The sequence below is a fragment of the Nocardiopsis endophytica genome (assembly GCF_027706725.1).
Taxonomy (GTDB): Bacteria; Actinomycetota; Actinomycetes; order Streptosporangiales; family Streptosporangiaceae; genus Nocardiopsis_A; species Nocardiopsis_A endophytica.
On record NZ_JAQFWQ010000009.1, the window covers coordinates 1 to 16603 of the forward strand.

At 72.4% G+C, this 16603-nt stretch carries 14 protein-coding genes; 4 read left to right on the top strand and 10 right to left on the bottom strand.

Annotated features, from left to right (window positions below):
* Window positions 1–494 precede the first annotated feature (494 nt).
* The 4 genes from O4J56_RS04980 to O4J56_RS04995 all read right to left on the bottom strand — a co-directional run bounded on the left by O4J56_RS04980 (window position 495) and on the right by O4J56_RS04995 (window position 5326).
* Window positions 495–1301 (bottom strand): succinate dehydrogenase/fumarate reductase iron-sulfur subunit, encoded by an 807-nt coding sequence (locus O4J56_RS04980; RefSeq protein WP_270683885.1) that lies wholly within the window; start codon window positions 1299–1301, stop codon window positions 495–497.
* Window positions 1298–3220 carry a fumarate reductase/succinate dehydrogenase flavoprotein subunit gene (locus O4J56_RS04985; protein ID WP_270683887.1) on the bottom strand — a complete coding sequence of 641 codons (1923 nt, stop codon included), beginning with the start codon at window positions 3218–3220 and terminating at the stop codon, window positions 1298–1300. The genes O4J56_RS04980 and O4J56_RS04985 overlap by 4 nt, the downstream gene beginning before the upstream one ends.
* Before the next feature lie 67 nt (window positions 3221–3287).
* Window positions 3288–4106 carry a hypothetical protein gene (locus O4J56_RS04990; RefSeq protein ID WP_270683889.1) on the bottom strand — a complete coding sequence of 273 codons (819 nt, stop codon included), beginning with the start codon at window positions 4104–4106 and terminating at the stop codon, window positions 3288–3290.
* A gap of 278 nt (window positions 4107–4384) precedes the next feature.
* Complete coding sequence (locus O4J56_RS04995) at window positions 4385–5326, bottom strand: LysR family transcriptional regulator (RefSeq protein WP_270683891.1); 942 nt, start codon at window positions 5324–5326, stop codon at window positions 4385–4387.
* Between the two features lie 80 nt (window positions 5327–5406).
* On the opposite strand from O4J56_RS04995, the gene O4J56_RS05000 reads away from it, so the two are divergent.
* The 3 genes from O4J56_RS05000 to O4J56_RS05010 are packed head-to-tail and all read left to right on the top strand — an operon-like array spanning window position 5407 to window position 8795.
* The gene (locus tag O4J56_RS05000) at window positions 5407–6108 is read left to right on the top strand and encodes a succinate dehydrogenase cytochrome b subunit (protein WP_270683893.1); all 702 of its coding nucleotides are present in this window, start codon (window positions 5407–5409) and stop codon (window positions 6106–6108) included.
* Entirely contained in the window at window positions 6109–8049 is a 1941-nt protein-coding gene (locus O4J56_RS05005) for a fumarate reductase/succinate dehydrogenase flavoprotein subunit (RefSeq protein WP_270683895.1), read from the top strand.
* The gene (locus O4J56_RS05010) at window positions 8046–8795 is read left to right on the top strand and encodes a succinate dehydrogenase/fumarate reductase iron-sulfur subunit (protein WP_270683897.1); all 750 of its coding nucleotides are present in this window, start codon (window positions 8046–8048) and stop codon (window positions 8793–8795) included. Before O4J56_RS05005 ends, O4J56_RS05010 begins: the two co-directional genes overlap by 4 nt.
* A gap of 105 nt (window positions 8796–8900) precedes the next feature.
* Here the strand turns inward: O4J56_RS05010 and O4J56_RS05015 are convergent, their stop codons facing one another.
* From O4J56_RS05015 to O4J56_RS05030, 4 genes are all read right to left on the bottom strand, one after another.
* Window positions 8901–9530, bottom strand: coding sequence for a GNAT family N-acetyltransferase (locus O4J56_RS05015; protein ID WP_270683898.1), 630 nt, complete (start codon window positions 9528–9530; stop codon window positions 8901–8903).
* Between the two features lie 140 nt (window positions 9531–9670).
* A complete protein-coding gene (locus tag O4J56_RS05020; RefSeq protein WP_270683899.1) occupies window positions 9671–10324 on the bottom strand; it encodes a GNAT family N-acetyltransferase in 654 nt (217 codons plus the stop codon).
* Between the two features lie 233 nt (window positions 10325–10557).
* On the bottom strand, window positions 10558–11232 hold the full coding sequence (locus O4J56_RS05025; protein WP_270683901.1) for a TrmH family RNA methyltransferase: 675 nt from the start codon (window positions 11230–11232) through the stop codon (window positions 10558–10560).
* 52 nt (window positions 11233–11284) lie between these two features.
* The gene (locus tag O4J56_RS05030; protein WP_270683902.1) at window positions 11285–11677 is read right to left on the bottom strand and encodes a hypothetical protein; all 393 of its coding nucleotides are present in this window, start codon (window positions 11675–11677) and stop codon (window positions 11285–11287) included.
* Window positions 11678–11890: 213 nt separating this feature from the next.
* On the opposite strand from O4J56_RS05030, the gene O4J56_RS05035 reads away from it, so the two are divergent.
* Window positions 11891–14170, top strand: a complete 2280-nt coding sequence (locus O4J56_RS05035) for a hypothetical protein (RefSeq protein ID WP_270683904.1) — start codon at window positions 11891–11893, stop codon at window positions 14168–14170.
* Between the two features lie 105 nt (window positions 14171–14275).
* Here the strand turns inward: O4J56_RS05035 and O4J56_RS05040 are convergent, their stop codons facing one another.
* Both O4J56_RS05040 and O4J56_RS05045 read right to left on the bottom strand, forming a co-directional pair.
* Window positions 14276–16072 carry a hypothetical protein gene (locus O4J56_RS05040; RefSeq protein ID WP_270683906.1) on the bottom strand — a complete coding sequence of 599 codons (1797 nt, stop codon included), beginning with the start codon at window positions 16070–16072 and terminating at the stop codon, window positions 14276–14278.
* A 31-nt stretch (window positions 16073–16103) separates the two neighbouring features.
* Complete coding sequence (locus O4J56_RS05045) at window positions 16104–16505, bottom strand: DUF3054 domain-containing protein (RefSeq protein WP_270683909.1); 402 nt, start codon at window positions 16503–16505, stop codon at window positions 16104–16106.
* Window positions 16506–16603 lie beyond the last annotated feature (98 nt).

A 16603-nucleotide genomic window follows, 5' to 3' on the forward strand; every position in this document is an offset into this window, starting at 1 on the left:
GGGCTTATCGTGTCCGTTTTAACCCCGAGTTCCCCGAGATCATCGCGGAGGGGGCGCGGGGTGGTGTGTGGGGGCGGATTGGGTGGTGAAATCGACGCCTGATCTGCATTAAAGCGTCGTTTTCACGACGCAGGATGCCCACCCCCACGTCGGCTGTCTGGTTTGCCTGGTATGTACTGCCTGGGCGGCCCCCTGCGCACCAAGAGCGCGCCCTCGTGCCGCTGCCCGGACTCCGAGGGGGCTTGCGCTCGGCACGCAAGGTTGGGGAACCGCCCTGCTTCTGCCGTCGCCGCCCTCCACGGTGACCATCCGCACGCCTGGTGGCCGACGATGCTGCGGTGCGGGCCGCTGACCTCCGTCGTCGCTGCCATCAACGCCGCATCCTGCCGGCCCGCCGCCCGGCTGGGGCGGTGAGTGGGGGACCTGCCCGGCCGGCGTCCGGGGGCGGGGCCACCCGGTGGCCCCGCCCCCGCTGTACCTTCCTGCTCGGGCCGTTACCCGTTCTCCTCCCGGTCGCCCGGGCGGGTGTTCGGGACGCGGGGGGTGTCCGCGCCCTTGCGGATGCCGATGGTCGAACCCAGCCACACCAGCGGGTCGTACCGCCGGTCGGCCACGCGCTCCTTCAGGGGGATCAGCGCGTTGTCGGTGATGGTGATGTGCTCCGGGCACACCTCGGTGCAGCACTTGGTGATGTTGCAGTACCCCAGCCCGAAGTCGTCCTGGGCGGCCATGCGGCGGTCGGCCGTGTCCTCGGGGTGCATCTCCAGCTCGGCCACGCGCATCAGGTACCGGGGGCCCGAGAAGGCCTCCTTGTTCTCCTCGTGGTCCCGCACCACGTGGCACACGTTCTGGCACAGGTAGCACTCGATGCACTTGCGGAACTCCTGCGAGCGCTCCACGTCCTGCTGCCGCATCCGGAAACTCCCGGGCTCCGCGTCCTCCCGCGGGGTGAAGGACGGGATCTCCCGCGCCTTCTGGTAGTTGAAGGACACGTCGCACACCAGGTCCCGGACGACCGGGAAGGTCCGCATCGGCGTCACGGTGATCGGCTCGTCGTCGGCGAACGTGCTCATCCGCGCCATGCAGGACAGCCGCGGCCGGCCGTTGATCTCCATCGAGCACGACCCGCACTTGCCGGCCTTGCAGTTCCACCGCACCGCCAGGTCCGGGGCCTGGGTCGCCTGCAGGCGGTGCAGCACGTCCAGCACCACCTCGCCCTCGTTCACCTCGACCTCGTAGGACGCCAGCTCCCCGTCGTCCCCGCCGCCGCGCCACACGCGGAACGTCCGCTTCGCGCTCATCGGTCCTCCTCCTTCGGGGCCGCCTCTTCGGGGGTCTGCTCCGGGAGCTCCTCATCGGTGAGGTACTTGGCCAGCTCCTCCCGGTCGAACAGCGCCATCAGGTCCGGGCGCAGCCGGTCGACCGGGCGGGTGCGCAGCCGCACGCCGCCGCTCCCGGTCAGCGACGCCACCAGGTTGACCTTCCGCCACTCCGCCGACATCCCCGGGAAGTCGTCGCGGGTGTGCCCGCCGCGCGACTCCTCCCGCTCCAGCGCCGCGCGGGCCACCGCCTCCGACACCAGCAGCATGTTCGGCAGGTCCAGGGCCAGGTGCCACCCCGGGTTGTAGACCCGGCCGCCCTCGGCCCGCACCGACGCCGCCCGGTCGGCCAGCTTGGCCAGCGACTCCAGCGCCTGCTCGATCTCGGTTCCCCGGCGGATGATCCCCACCAGGTCGTTCATGGTCTGCTGCACCTCCTGGTGCAGGGCGTAGGGGCTCTCCCCGGTGTCCCGCTCCAGGGGCGCCAGCTGCCGCTGCAGCGCCTCGGCGACCGCCTCGTCCGCGGGCACGGGGCGGGCGTCGAGACCGTCCAGGTACTCGGCCGCGCCGAGCCCCGCCCGGCGCCCGAACACCAGCAGGTCGGACAGGGAGTTGCCGCCCAGCCGGTTGGAGCCGTGCATGCCCCCCGCCACCTCTCCGGCGGCGAACAGGCCCGGTACCACGGCCGCGGCGGTGTCGGCGTCCACCTCGACCCCGCCCATGACGTAGTGGCAGGTGGGGCCGACCTCCATGGGCTCGGCCGTGATGTCGACGTCGGCCAGCTCCTTGAACTGGTGGTGCATCGATGGCAGCCGCCGCATGATCTCCTCGGCCGGCATCCGGCTGGCGATGTCCAGGAACACCCCGCCGTGCGGCGACCCGCGCCCCTCCTTCACCTCGGCGTTGATCGCCCGCGCCACCTCGTCGCGCGGAAGCAGCTCGGGCGGCCGCCGGTGGTTGGCCGGGTCGGTGTACCAGCCGTCGGCCTCCTCCTCGCTCTCGGCGTACTGGGCGGCGAACACCTCGGGGATGTAGCCGAACATGAACCGCTCGCCCTCGGAGTTGCGCAGCACGCCTCCGTCGCCGCGCACCGACTCGGTGACGAGGATGCCGCGCACCGACGGCGGCCACACCATCCCGGTCGGGTGGAACTGCACGAACTCCATGTTCAGCAGCCCCGCCCCGGCGCGCAGCGCCAGCGCGTGCCCGTCGCCGGTGTACTCCCAGGAGTTGGAGGTGGTCTTGAACGACTTGCCGATGCCGCCGGTGGCCAGCACCACCGCGGGCGCCTCGAAGAGCATCGGGGCGCCGGACGCGCGGTCGTAGGCCAGCGCTCCTGCGATCTTGTCGCCGTCCTTGACCAGTTCTGTGACCGTGGTCTCGGCGAACACCCTGAGCATCGCGTCCGGGTCGCCCAGCTCGGCCGCGTCGGCCTGCTGCAGCTGCACCACCCGCTGCTGCAGGGTGCGGATCAGCTCCAGCCCGGTCCGGTCGCCCACGTGCGCCAGGCGCGGGTACTCGTGGCCGCCGAAGTTGCGCTGGCTGATCCTCCCGTCGCCGGTGCGGTCGAACAGCGCCCCCCACATCTCCAGCTCCAGGATGCGGTCGGGGGCCTCCTTGGCGTGCAGCTCGGCCATGCGGGGGTCGTTGAGGAACTTGCCCCCGCGCATGGTGTCGCGGAAGTGCACCTGCCAGGAGTCGGCGTCGTTGACGTTGCCGAGCGCGGCCGCCGCCCCGCCCTCGGCCATGACGGTGTGGGCCTTGCCGAACAGCGACTTGGAGATGATCGCGGTGCGCTTGCCGCGCTCGCGCGCCTCGATGGCGGCGCGCAGCCCGGCACCGCCGGCGCCGATCACCACGACGTCGTAGGCATGCCGGGGGGTCTGGCTCAGATCGGGCATGGCACTGCCCTCCTCACCGGTGTCGGGCTCGCGGGGGAGCGGGTCTCGTGCGTGCTGCCGGCGGCGCTCAATTGACGATCCTGAGGTCGGTGAGCACGCCGCTCGCCACCAGCGCCACGTACAGGTCGGTCAGCACGAGCGTGCCGAGGGTGATCCAGGCGAACGTCATGTGCCGGGTGTTGAGCTTGGAGACCATCGTCCACAGCCTGTACCGCACCGGGTGGGACCCGAAGCTGCGCAGGCGCCCGCCGGTCACGTGGCGGCAGCTGTGGCAGCTCAGGGTGTAGCACCACAGCAGCACCACGTTGGTGAACAGCACGAGGTTGCCCACGCCGATGCCGAAGCCGCCCTCGGCCCCGTGGAAGAGCGCCACGGTCGCGTCATAGGTGTTGATCACCGAGATGAGGAGCGCCGCGTAGAAGAAGTAGCGGTGCGCGTTCTGCAGGATGAGGGGGAAGCGCGTCTCCCCGGTGTACTTGGCGTGCGGTTCGCGGACCGCGCACGCGGTGGGGGACTGCCAGAACGAACGGTAATAGGCCTTCCTGTAGTAGTAGCAGGTGAACCGGAACAGCAGCAGGAGCGGAAGGCTGATCACCGCGAACGGGATGAACCACGGGAAGTCCCACGGAAGCCTCCCGAACGCCGCCGCGTCGGGCGCGCACTGGCCCGCGACGCACGGCGAATAGAACGGGGTGAGGTAGTGGTACTCCTGCACCCAGTAATGGTCCTGCTGCAGCGCCCTGGCCAGGCCGTAGACCAGGAATGCCGTCAGCCCGAGCACGGTCAGGGCGGGCCCCGACCACCACCGGTCGGTGCGCAGCGTCCGTGCGGTGATCCGCGCGCGCTCGAGGCCGGGCTGTTCCGGCGGGGGAAGAGTCGATGTCATGGCCGCACATCTCCCTAAGGATCGGTGGAGCCACGCTAGGACGGCGCGATCACGAATTCAGCAAGAAATCACAGCGCAACGGATGTGAAAAACACCACTCCCCTGGAAGGGCGTCCGCAGATTCGGTGATAAATGGCGCCTTATCCGCTGATCGGTGTTTCGGGGCTTTTGTCGCCGAATGGGGCCTGTGGTGCGCATGGGGTGATCGGATGCGCCCATGGGGCGGCGGAAATGAGGCCAGCCTTCATTTCCGGAATTTATCGCATCCGCCACCCGCGTCACGGCAGTGACGCGGCGATCACCTCGAGGTCCTCGCCGAGCTCGTCGCGGGTCAGGTGTGTCAGGTACGTCATCAGGTGCCGCCGGAACGCCTTGGCGCTGTTCGACGGCTCCACGTCCTTGCGGTGCGCCAGCGCGATCGTGCGCAGCAGGCGGGGCCGGGCCAGAGGCGTCCCCCGCAGCCCGGGCCGGTTCTTGAGCACCATGCTCGGCACCACCGCCAGCCCCAGGCCGGCCTCGACGAACCGCAGCACCGCGTCCATCTCCCCGCCCTCGACCGCCAGCCGCGGCTCGAACCCGGACTCCCGGCACGCCGTCAGCGTGGCCTCCCGCAGGTCGTAGCCGCGGCGGAACATCACCAGCGGCCGGTCCCGCAGCTGGGTCACCCGCATGCCGGCCCCGGTCGTCGGCGGCGGGGCGTCGGCCGCGCTCACCACCACCAGGTTCTCCCGCAGGATGGGGGTGGTGACGAAGGCCGGGTCGCTGCTCTGCAGCGGCAGGATGATCAGCGCCAGGTCCAGCTCGCCCTTGCCGAGCGCGCGGATCAGGTCGCGCGAGCCGCTCTCCTCCACCCCCAGCTCGATGCCGGGGAAGCGGGAGTGGAACCCGGCCAGCGCGTCGGCGACCAGGCCGCCGCACAGCGACGGGGTGGCGCCCAGGCGCACCCGCCCCTTGCGCATCCCCGCCAGCTCGGCCACCTCCCGCCGTGCCGTCTCCATGTCCGCGACCATGCGCTGGGCGAGCGGGAGCAGCGCCTCGCCGGCCGGTGTGAGTGTGATATTTCCCCTTGCGCGGCTGAACAGCGGCGTGCCGAGCTCGCTCTCCAGGGTCCGGATCTGTTTGCTCAGACTGGGCTGGGCGACCTGGCAGAGCTCGGCTGCGCGGGTGAAATGCCGCGTCTCGGCGACCGCGAGGAAGTACGCGAGCTGCTGGAACTGCATGCCTCATAGCCTACGGCTATGGACACCAGGTCCCCCATGACTTAGACGACTTTCTTTATGGAGTCTTAAAGTGGCAGGTCGTGGCGAACAGTACCCTGACCAAGCAGCGCGCGGAGGCGCGGCGGTCGACGGTGGCCCTCAAGTCCGCGATGGCGGTCACCGGTTTGATCCTCGTGCTCTTCCTCATCGCGCACATGTACGGCAACCTGAACGTCTTCGCCGGCCAAGAGGCGTTCGACGACTACTCGCACCACCTGCGTGAGCTGGGCGAGCCGATGCTGCCGCACGGCGGCTTCCTGTGGATCATGCGGATCGTCCTGCTGGCGTCCGTGCTCGTCCACATGGCCTCGGCCATCGCCCTGACGCGCCGCGCCGGCAAGGCGCGCCCGGTGCGCTACACGACCCGTAAGCCGGTGCAGCAGACCTACGCGTCGCGCACCATGCGCTGGGGCGGCGTCATCATCGCCCTGTACGTGGTCTTCCACATCCTCCACCTGACCACGAACACCATCGCGCCCGGCGGGGCCTCGGACAGCCCCTACGAGCGGCTGGTCCGCGGCTTCCAGCCGGAGAACGCCTGGGTCACCGCGATCTACATCCTCGCGGTCATCCTGGTGGGCCTGCACCTGCGCCACGGCATCTGGAGCGCCGCGGCCACCCTCGGCCTCAACCGCGAGGGCCGCCGCCGCGCGATCAACACCGTCGCGATCATCGTCGCGGCCGTCATCACGGTGGGCTTCCTGCTGCCCCCGTTCTCCGTTCTCTTCGGGCTGGTGGGATAAATGACCGAGCTCTACACCGAGGGCGCCCCGATCGCCGATGAGAAGGCGCCCGCCGGGCCCATCAACGAGCGCTGGGACAAGCGCCGCTTCTCCGCGCGCCTGGTGAACCCGGCCAACCGCCGCAAGCTGTCGGTGATCATCGTGGGCACCGGCCTGGCCGGCGCCTCGGCCGCGGCGACCCTGGGCGAGGCCGGCTACAACGTCAAGTCGTTCTGCTACCAGGACAGCCCCCGCCGCGCGCACAGCATCGCGGCCCAGGGCGGCATCAACGCGGCCAAGAACTACCGCAACGACGGCGACAGCATCTACCGGCTGTTCTACGACACCGTCAAGGGCGGCGACTTCCGCTCCCGCGAGTCCAACGTCTACCGCCTGTCCCAGGTCAGCGTCGAGATCATCGACCAGTGCGTGGCCCAGGGCGTGCCGTTCGCCCGCGAGTACGGCGGCCTGCTGGACAACCGCTCCTTCGGCGGCGTCCAGGTCTCGCGCACCTTCTACGCCCGCGGCCAGACCGGCCAGCAGCTGCTCATCGGCGCCTACCAGGCGCTGGAGCGCCAGGTGGCGGCGGGCAGCGTGGAGATGAACACCCGGCACGAGATGCTGGAGCTGATCGTCGTCGACGGCCGCGCCCGCGGCATCGTCGCCCGCGACATGGTCACCGGCGAGATCGAGACGCACTTCGCCGACGCCGTGGTGCTGGCCAGCGGCGGCTACGGGAACGTCTTCTTCCTCTCCACCAACGCCATGGGCTGCAACGTCACGGCGTCCTGGCGCGCGCACCGCAAGGGCGCGCACTTCGCCAACCCGTGCTACACGCAGATCCACCCGACCTGCATCCCGGTCAGCGGCGACTACCAGTCCAAGCTGACCCTGATGAGCGAGTCGCTGCGCAACGACGGCCGCATCTGGGTGCCCAAGGAGGCCGGGGACAAGCGCGACCCGCGCGAGATCCCCGAGGACGAGCGCGACTACTACCTGGAGCGCATCTACCCCTCCTTCGGCAACCTGGTGCCGCGCGACATCGCCTCCCGCGCCGCCAAGAACGTCTGCGACGAGGGGCGCGGTGTGGGCCCCGGCGGCCTGGGCGTCTACCTGGACTTCGCCGACGCCATCAAGCGCATGGGGCGCCCGGCGGTCGAGGCCAAGTACGGCAACCTGTTCGACATGTACCAGCGCATCACGGGCGAGAACCCCTACGAGGTCCCGATGCGCATCTACCCGGCGGTGCACTACACGATGGGCGGCCTGTGGGTCGACTACGACCTGCAGTCCTCCATCCCGGGCCTGTTCGTCACCGGTGAGGCCAACTTCTCCGACCACGGCGCCAACCGCCTGGGCGCGAGCGCGCTGATGCAGGGCCTGGCCGACGGGTACTTCGTGCTGCCGAACACGATCAACGACTACCTCGCCGACGGCCCGTTCGAGGCGGTCGACGAGAACACGCCGGAGGCCAAGGAGGCGGCCGAGTCGGTGCGCTCGCGCATCGACAAGCTGCTGTCCATCGACGGCGAGCGGACCGTGGACTCCATCCACAAGGAACTCGGCCACATCATGTGGGAGTACTGCGGCATGGAGCGCAACGAGGAGGGCCTGCGCAAGGCCGTCGAGCGCATCCGCGAGCTGCGCGAGGAGTTCTGGACCAACGTCAAGGTCCTGGGCTCCAACGACGAGCTCAACCAGGCCCTGGAGAAGGCCGGCCGCGTGGCGGACTTCCTGGAGCTCGGCGAGCTCATGTGCATCGACGCGCTGCACCGCCGCGAGTCCTGCGGCGGGCACTTCCGGGCCGAGAGCCAGACCGAGGACGGCGAGGCGCTCCGCCACGACGACGAGTACGCCTACGTCGCCGCCTGGGAGTTCACCGGGACCGGTGAGCCGCCGGTGCTGCACAAGGAAGCACTGGAGTACGAGTACGTCGAGATGAAGCAGCGGAGCTACAAGTGAACATCACCCTGCGCGTTTGGCGTCAGAAGGGCCGCGACGACGCGGGCCGGATGGTCACCTACAAGGTCGAGGACGTCAACCCCGACATGTCCTTCCTTGAGATGCTCGACGTCCTCAACGAGAAGCTCACCCTCCAGGGCGAGGACCCGGTGGCCTTCGACCACGACTGCCGCGAGGGCATCTGCGGCGCATGCGGCGTGGTCATCAACGGCGTGGCCCACGGGCCGGAGAACACCACCACCTGCCAGCTGCACATGCGCAGCTTCAACGACGGCGACGAGATCACCATCGAGCCGTGGCGGGCCAAGGCGTTCCCGGTCGTCAAGGACCTGGTGGTGGACCGCGGGTCGTTCGACCGCGTGATCCAGGCCGGCGGCTTCATCAGCGCGCCGACCGGGACCGCCCCGGACGCCCACGCCACCCCGGTGCCCAAGGCCGACGCGGACCGCGCGTTCGACGCGGCCACCTGCATCGGCTGCGGCGCCTGCGTGGCGGCCTGCCCGAACGCCTCGGGCATGCTCTTCACCGCCGCCAAGATCACCCACCTGGGCAGCCTGCCCCAGGGGCAGCCCGAGCGGGAGGCCCGGGTGATCAACATGATCAACCAGCACGACGCCGAGGACTTCGGCGGGTGCACGAACATCGGCGAGTGCGCGGCGGTCTGCCCCAAGGGCATCCCGCTGGACACCATCTCCCAGCTCAACCGCGACCTGCTGGGCGCGCTGGCGAGCAGCAAGTCCGAGTAGCGCACCGGCGCTTCGGCGCACGGGTGCTCCGGCGCACAGAGCGGGGCCGTCCCTTCCCGGGGCGGCCCCGTTCCGCGTTCGCGGGGCGGGGCCCCGGGCCCCGGGTCAGTCCCCGGGCGCGCGGATGAGGCCGTGGAACGCCGGGCGCCCCTCTTCGGCGACGCCTCCGCACGCCTTGAAGCCGAACCGCTCGTAGAAGATCAGGTTGGAGGGCTCGGTCGTCTCCAGGTACACCGGCACACGGTCGATGTCGGCCCGTACCAGCCCCGAGCGCAGCAGCGCCGAGCCGATTCCCGAGCCCTGCTTCACAGGGTCGACCGCCAGGCATTCCAGGTACCAGTGGGGCTCCTCCGGGGCCGCCTTCTGGACGTCGGCCATGAACGCCGCCAGCTCCGGCAGGCGCGACACCGGGAACAGGCCCAGGGTGTGCGGCGCCGTGCGCAGCAGCCCGCGCCCGCTCGGCAGGGAGGCGCCCGGCGGCACCCAGACCGCCGCGCCGCGCACGACGGGGCGCTCATCGCCCGACACCGCCACGGTGACGCTCCCGGCGGGGATGAAGGAGAACCCGGCCTGGGCGGCCCACCACCGCGCCGACTTGGCCATGCGCGTGTGCGGGTCGGGGAAGAGCCAGACGAAGAGCGGATCGTCGAAGAAGGCGCGGCTCAGCACGCGTGCCACGCCCGGCACGTCGTCCTCCGTGGCGGTTCTGAGGGTGAACTCCGGCTTGTCGCTCATGGGCTGCGCCTCGCTCCTTGGGACGGTTCGGATCACGCGGCGTGGGATCGCACCAATATAGGGTCCGCCCACGCGGCCGCCCCTGCGCTCACGGACAGTGGCCGGTTGTGGACGGGCCCTTCCCCGTGGAGCGAAAGCCCCTAGACGGCCGTCCCGTCGGTGCGGGGGCCGGGGACCGGCAGCGGTCCCGGGGCCGCTTCGGGCTCGCGGACCATCCCGTACAGGGGCGGGACCCCCGGGACGTCGATCTCACCCGTCGACTCGAACCCGAAGCGCTCGTAGAAGCCGATGTTCTCCTTCTTGGAGGACTCCAGGTACACGGGCACGCCGTCGGCGTCGGCGCGTGCCAGCCCCGAGCGCAGCAGTGCCGTCCCGGCGCCGGTGCCGCGCGCGTCCGGGTCGGCCGCGAGCTCGGCCAGGTACCAGTGCGGGCGGGCCGGGCCGTGTGCGGCGATCCTTTGGTAGGCGGCCAGGATCTCCCCGGTGCGGCGCGCGCCGAAGAGCGCGACGAAGTGCGGCGCGCCGCGCAGCAGCGCCAGCGGGGAGGTGCCCCGCGACCCCGGGCCGCGCCAGGTGGCGGCCCCCACGACCTTGCCGTCCGCGACGGCCACCTCCGCCAGGCCCTGGGGGACGTAGTCGAACCCGCTCTCCAGGGCGTACAGGCGGGCGGACCGTTCGAGCCGGTCGGCCGGGTCGGGGAACAGCCACGTGCTGTACGGGTCGTCGGCGAAGGCGCGCGCCAGGGTGCGGGCGATCGCGCCGACGTCGTCCTGCCCGGCGGGCCGCACCCGCACCTGCGGCCGTGCGTCCTGGCGGGACGGCGCCTGCGCGTCACTCGCGCGCTTGCCCCGGCTCCGCCCTTTCGGCCGGCCTCCCTGCCCCTGCGGGCTCCGCGCCTGTGCGCCCTTCCCCGACTTGCCCGAATCCATGGTGTGTCCCCCCGGTCACGCGTTTCGGCTGGTCGGGAAGGTACCAGCGAATCGGCGTATGGGCCCGCGGCCACGCGGGGCCCACATGGCGGGGGAATTCAGTCCCCCGGGTCCACCGGCTGGTCGAACACGTGCGCGCGGACCCAGGCGTGCATCGCCACCGCGGCGGCGGCGCCCGCGTTGATGGAGCGGGTCGAGCCGAACTGGGCGATCGAGAGCACGGCCGAGCACACCTTGCGCACCTCCGCGGAGAGGCCGGGCCCCTCCTGCCCGAACACCAGGACGCAGGCGCGCGGCAGCGGGTAGGTCTCCAGCGGCACCGCGCCGGGCAGGTTGTCGATCCCGACCACGGGCAGGCCGCGCTCCTCGGCCCAGGCGGTCAGCGCCTCGGGGTCGGGGTGGTGGTGCACGTGCTGGTAGCGGTCGGTGACCATGGCCCCGCGCCGGTTCCACCGGCGGCGCCCGACGATGTGCACCGCCTCGGCGGCGAAGGCGTTGGCGGTGCGCACCACCGAGCCGATGTTGAGGTCGTGCTCCCAGTTCTCCACCGCCACGTGGAAGGGGTGGCGGCGGGTGTCCAGGTCGGCGACGATCGCCTCGCGGGTCCAGTACCGGTAGCGGTCGACGACGTTGCGGCGGTCCCCGTCGGCCAGGAGGGCGGGGTCGTACCGGTCGTCCTCGGGCCATGGGCCCTCCCACGGGCCGACGCCGACCGCCGGAGCCCCGGCGTCCCCGCGCGCCCCGCCGTCCCCGCTCAGGCCATGATCATCCACACGCCCCAGCTTATGGGCCCCCTGGGGCGGACGCGCCGCACGCGACCGGAGGTCAGCGCAGGTCGTTGATGTGGAAGCCGCCCTCGACCTTGTTGATCTGCCACACCTTGTTGTCCCGGCCGCCGGTGACGGTGTTGTGGACCGTGTTGTACTCGGTGCGCTCGGTGGTGAAGTGCGGGGCGAGGGCGGCGACGAGCCCGCGGATGTCCTCGTCGCGGTCGGCGGCGTCGCGGATGTGCCCGGCGAGGGTGCCGACGAGCACCTCGTCCTCGCCGTCGGCGTCGCGCGCCTCGTCGAGGGCCTCGCGCTCGGGCGTCCCGTCGCCGAAGCGCTTGCGCAGCGCCTTGCGGAGCGCGGTCACCGAGTCCTTGGCGCCTTGGGTGAGCAGTTCCGTGGCCTTCCCGGCGACCGCCGCGGCCATCGCCAGCATCACCTCGTCGCCCATCGTCGCGTCCTCCAGCCGTCGGCAGCGGGGGTAGGGGCGTGCGCGGCCCCCAGCTCAACCCTGCCACCTTGGCACAGGGGAGAGGCGGACGGGGAACGGGCCGATGTCCGTATACGGTCACCGGCGGCACGGCCCGCCGGACGGCGCGCGAAGGCGTGCGTAGGATCACTACCGAACCCCCAGACCCCCCGATCCGCCGAGGAGTCCACGCCGGTGACGGATTACCACAACACGTCGAGCGGCAATCGAGGCGGCAACCATGTCCAGGCAGGGCACATCGACGAACTGGTCATGACCGTCGTCAACGAGGCGGCCGAGCCCAGGAAACCGGTGTGGGACGTCACCCGGGCGCTGCACGGCCCCTTCGTCAACCACGACGACGCGTGCGCCTACGCGGGCAAGGTGTACCGCGAGACGGCGCTGCGAGGGCGCCCGGGCGGCCTCTACGTCATCGGCCCCCGAGGGGTGGGGAAGTCGGCCTTCGGGGTGGAGGCGGCACACCTGCTCCGCTCCCTGTACCGGAGCTCGGCGGCCGACCCGGGGGACGACGCGGGCAGGCCCGCCGCCTCCGAGGAGTGCGTCTGGGGACTCCACGTCGACCTGGACGAACAGCGCGCGGCAGGGGCCGAGGACCACGTCTTCCTCGGCGACGCGCTCGCTTCGCTGCTGCGCGACCTCGGGATGCCCGGGGAAGAGATCCCCCCGACCCTCAAGGAGCGTTCGCGGGAGTTCCGCAGGATCACCGGTGAAGAGCCCTGCATCGTGATCGTGGAGGGGATCACCTCCGCGCGGGAGGCCGACCTCTTCGCGACGGGCGGCGGCAGCATGGTGCTGTTCACCGGCCGTGGGGAGATCACGGGCCTGCGCCGCCGCAACGTCCCGACGGTGCGCCTGCCCGCCCTGCGCACCGACGACGCCCTGGCCCTGCTGCGCGGGTTCGACGGTCCCGAGGAGCGCCTGGAGCGGCTGATCGGCGCCGACACCCGGGCCGCACGCGCGCTGGTCGACCGCTGCGGCGGACTCCCGCTCGCACTGCAGATCGCCGGCGCCTATCTGAGCATGTGGCCTGAGGAGACGCCCGCGTCGGTCGTCGCGCGGCTCGACGCCTCCGGGGCCCACCTGCCCCAGGAGCTCGACCGCCTGGTCGAAGCCGAGGAAGGCGAGCCGCGCCTGGACGAGGTGATCGCCCTGGGCTTCGGCGACCTGCGCTCGGACGCGGCCCAGCGGCTCTACCGCGCGCTGGGCGACCTCCCCGGGCTGCGCGTGCACGAGGGCCTCCCCGCCGCACTGCTGGGGTCCCTGGAGGAGGCGCGCGACGCCCTCGGGCGGCTCGTCCGGTCCTGCCTGATGGCCGCCGAGGGGGAGGGCCGGTACCGCTGGGAGCCCCTGATCCGCCACGACGCCCACCGGCGCGCCCAGGCCGAGCCCGACGACCGGCGCCGGGAGGCCAGGGAGCGCGCCGTCGCCTGGTACACGGCCGCCCTGGCCAAGGCGGACCGTGCCGGGGGAATGGGGAGCGGCCGGAGCCGGGCGACGGCCGAGCACGGCGACGCGGCCGCCGCCCGGGAGATCACCGCCCCCTTCGGGGAGGCGCAGGGCGAAGCGTCGGCGTGGGTCGGCGAGGTCCTGGACACGGTCCCGGCCCTGATGGCCATGGCCGTGGAGACCGGGCGGCGGCGGGACGCCCTGGTGATGGCGGAATCGTGCTGGTACGGCGTGCACGAGCTGCGGCGCGGGTCCGTCGGGGCGGAGATCTTCCGCCACGCGGGCGAGATCGCCCGTGCGGAGGGCGACCGGGTCGCGGCCGCCAGGATGGACAACTACCTGGCCCGCGCCCTCGTCGATGACGGGGAGCTGGACGGGGCCGCGGCGGTGCTCGCGACGGCCCTCGACGAGGCTCCCCGGGCGTGGGAGCGCGCCGTCCTGTTGGAGACGCGCGGGCTGCTGCACAAGGAGCGCGGCGAGTTCGACGCGGCAGAGGCCGACCTGCGGGAGCGCCGCCGGATCAACGAGGAGCTCGGCAGGCTGCGGGCACAGATGATCGACGGCTACCAGATCGGCGGGCTGTACCTGAGCGCCGGTGACCTCACGGCCGCCAGGGGCGAGCTGGAGGCGGTCCGGGCCATGGCGGAGGAGTGGCGGGGCGCGGACGACGACTGGCGCTCGCTGGCCGCGAAGAACGGGGTCCGGCTCGCCGAGGTGTACCTCCGCTCCGGTGAGCCCGAGGCCGCGTTGGAGGCGGGGGAGGCCGCCCTGCAGGCGTTCGGACCGGCCGCGCCCGCCCTGCGCAAGGCGGACGCGCTCGCGGTGATGGCGCGGGCACGGGGCAGGATGGGCGACGCGGGCGGGCCGGGTGACACGGGCGGGCCGGGTGACGTGGGGGAGCGCGGCGACGCGAACGCCACGCGCACCTGGGCGGCGACGGCGGTTCGCCTGTACCGGCGGCACCACCTCTACGAGAAGGCGGAGGCACTGGCCGACCTGCTCCGGTGACCCCCGAACCCCGCGCCCGGCCCGCGCGGATATGCGGGTGTGCTCCGCGTTGATCTCGGGAGAAACGACGCTTCCGGGCCGCTTTTAGGGGCGCATTTCCCGAGATCAACGGGAGGCGGGCCGGCCGGAGGCGGCGCGCGGCTCGGGGCCGCCCTCCCGACGGCTTCGGTCAGGTCGCCGGTCTCCGCTGATCAAGCGGGGGGGGGGGACTCGCAAGCGGGTCTTTCCCTGGGGCCCGGCCACCACGGCCCCCTTCTCGCCCCACTCGACCAGGAGCGCATCGCGATGCAGCCAGGCCGCTGCGGCTGCCGCCACGGTGACGGCGTCCGCCGGGCCGTCGGCCGCAATACGGGTCCACGGCGCGTCCGGTTCCGCCAACAGGAACTCGCCGCCGGGAAGCGCCGCCACCGCCAAGGCCGCCACCGGACGACGCTCCAGCTCCGCGCGCGCCCACGCCACCGCCTCGGGCTCGGGAACCGGCCACGGGCGCACCAACGCCTCGGCCTCCTTCGCGCGCGCCGGAGAGGGGTCCTCCACGCTCACCAGCAGCGCCCCGTCCGTCGGGCCGCACACCGCGGCCGGGCGCAGGCGCGTGCGCAGCACCGGCGCCCCAAGGTCGGTCCCGCCGTCCTCGGCCGTCACACGCCAGGCCGTGGTCTCGGCCGCGTGCACGACCGGGCCGTCGAGTCCCGGGACCTCCACCGGGCCGGGCGGCGGCTCCAAGCCCATCAACGCGTAGCACAGCGCGCGCAACCGCTCCGCCGCCTCGCCCTGATGGTCGATGAGCAGGTCTCCTATGCCGGGACCGTGTCCGTCGACGCTGGGCCCCTTGGTCGCGCCCGCGATCGCCTCCTCGATCCGCTCCAGCGGGTCGTCCTCCGGCCCCAGGGACGGGCAGGCGGCGCCGAACGCGTGCAGCGGGGAGGCGGGGTCCAGCTCGTCCCTGCCGAAGGCCGCCAGCAGCACCGGCCGCCCCAGCGCCGCCGCGTAGTAGGTCGTGCTGCCGTGGTCGCCGACCACGGCGTCGGCGGCGATCAGCGCCGCCCGCCAGCCCTCGTGCGGGTCCACGAGCGCCAGCCCGGCCGCGCGTTCCTGGCGCAGCAGAAGATCCAGGCCGTTCAGCTGCCCGTGCCGGTGCCACACGTTGGGATGCACGACCAGGGCGGTGCGGTAGGTGTCGTTCGGCAGTCGGCGCAGGATCCGGCGGATGCCCTCGCGCACCGACCCGACCAGCGAGTCGCGGTTCCACGTGGACGAGAGCACCACCAGGCGGCCGCCCTCGGGCACGCCCAGCGCGCGGCGGAAGCGGTCGCGCCGACCAGCATTGTGGGCCATGCGGTCGAACGACGGGTCGCCGACGACCTCGGTGCGGACTCCGCGTAGGGCACCGGCGATCCTCGCCCGCTGCTCGTGGTGTGAGAGGGCCAGTGCGGTAGGGATCGGCGCTCCGGCGTGCAGAAGCTGTTCCGGGGCGAGGCCGGACGCTGATTCCAGGGCTCCGGGTGTCTCGCCCACCAGGCGGTTGTGCCCCGCGCCGTGCGGCATGAGGAGCAGCGGCGGACCGGTAGGGCCGGGGACCGCCACCGTGCCGCCCGCCATGGACAGCCGGTGCAGCCCGTCCTTAGGAGAGGCGGCCAGCGCGAGCGCGTACTCGCCGCGTCGTGCCACGGCGTCTTCCCAGGGTAGGACCTGATCGACCCCGCCGGCGGCGAGCACGGAACGGATCCCGGCCTCGGAGACCGAACCGGGGTTCAGGGTGTAGTCGACACGGATACGCAGGTCGCCGCCGAACACCTCCACCGCGTCGAGCAACCGCCCGGCGGCGGGCACGCTGCGCACGACGACGAGGACCTTGCGCTCGGGCGTGGGGAAGGTCTGCCAGGGGTCGTGGGGGACGGGCATCGCTCGGCAGGGGGTCGGGGCCGGTCGGGCGCTAGGAGGCCGGGGCCTCCTCGTCCTCCCTGCGGCGGCCGCGCCCCATGGTGAAGGGGCGGGCGAGCTCGCGCCAGCCCACCATCGCGGCCCCGAGGAACACCGTGGTGACGATGGCGAACGACCAGGGGGCGCCGTCGGAGGTCAGGAAGGCGCGCAGGGCCAGGCCGACGGGGACGGTGACCGCCCACACGATCACCCCGGTCCACACCGCCCGCATCGGCGAGCGCCACGCCCGCGCCACCAGCCACCCGGCGACCAGCCCGGCGGCGAAGGGCCACGCGGTGCCGAGGAACCCGGCGATCGAGGAGGCCTCCTCGTGCGAGGCCCGCCCGACGGCGACGAAGGCGCCGACGCAGAGCAGGTCCAGGACGGCGGCCACGGCGATGGGGACGAAGCGCATGCCCCCAGGCTATGGCCGTCACCGGGCACCCGGTAACGGGGCAGCCCCTGGGGGTCAGTAGAAGAGACTTGGCGTCCTCTCCGTCGTGGGTGACGGAG

Coding starts and splice junctions, on each gene's coding strand:
- O4J56_RS04980 (WP_270683885.1), bottom strand. CDS start 1,301: ATGAGCGCGAAGCGGACGTTCCGCGTGTGGCGCGGCGGCGGGGACGAC.
- O4J56_RS04985 (WP_270683887.1), bottom strand. CDS start 3,220: ATGCCCGATCTGAGCCAGACCCCCCGGCATGCCTACGACGTCGTGGTG.
- O4J56_RS04990 (WP_270683889.1), bottom strand. CDS start 4,106: ATGACATCGACTCTTCCCCCGCCGGAACAGCCCGGCCTCGAGCGCGCG.
- O4J56_RS04995 (WP_270683891.1), bottom strand. CDS start 5,326: ATGCAGTTCCAGCAGCTCGCGTACTTCCTCGCGGTCGCCGAGACGCGG.
- O4J56_RS05005 (WP_270683895.1), top strand. CDS start 6,109: ATGACCGAGCTCTACACCGAGGGCGCCCCGATCGCCGATGAGAAGGCG.
- O4J56_RS05015 (WP_270683898.1), bottom strand. CDS start 9,530: ATGAGCGACAAGCCGGAGTTCACCCTCAGAACCGCCACGGAGGACGAC.
- O4J56_RS05030 (WP_270683902.1), bottom strand. CDS start 11,677: ATGGGCGACGAGGTGATGCTGGCGATGGCCGCGGCGGTCGCCGGGAAG.
- O4J56_RS05040 (WP_270683906.1), bottom strand. CDS start 16,072: ATGCCCGTCCCCCACGACCCCTGGCAGACCTTCCCCACGCCCGAGCGC.
- O4J56_RS05045 (WP_270683909.1), bottom strand. CDS start 16,505: ATGCGCTTCGTCCCCATCGCCGTGGCCGCCGTCCTGGACCTGCTCTGC.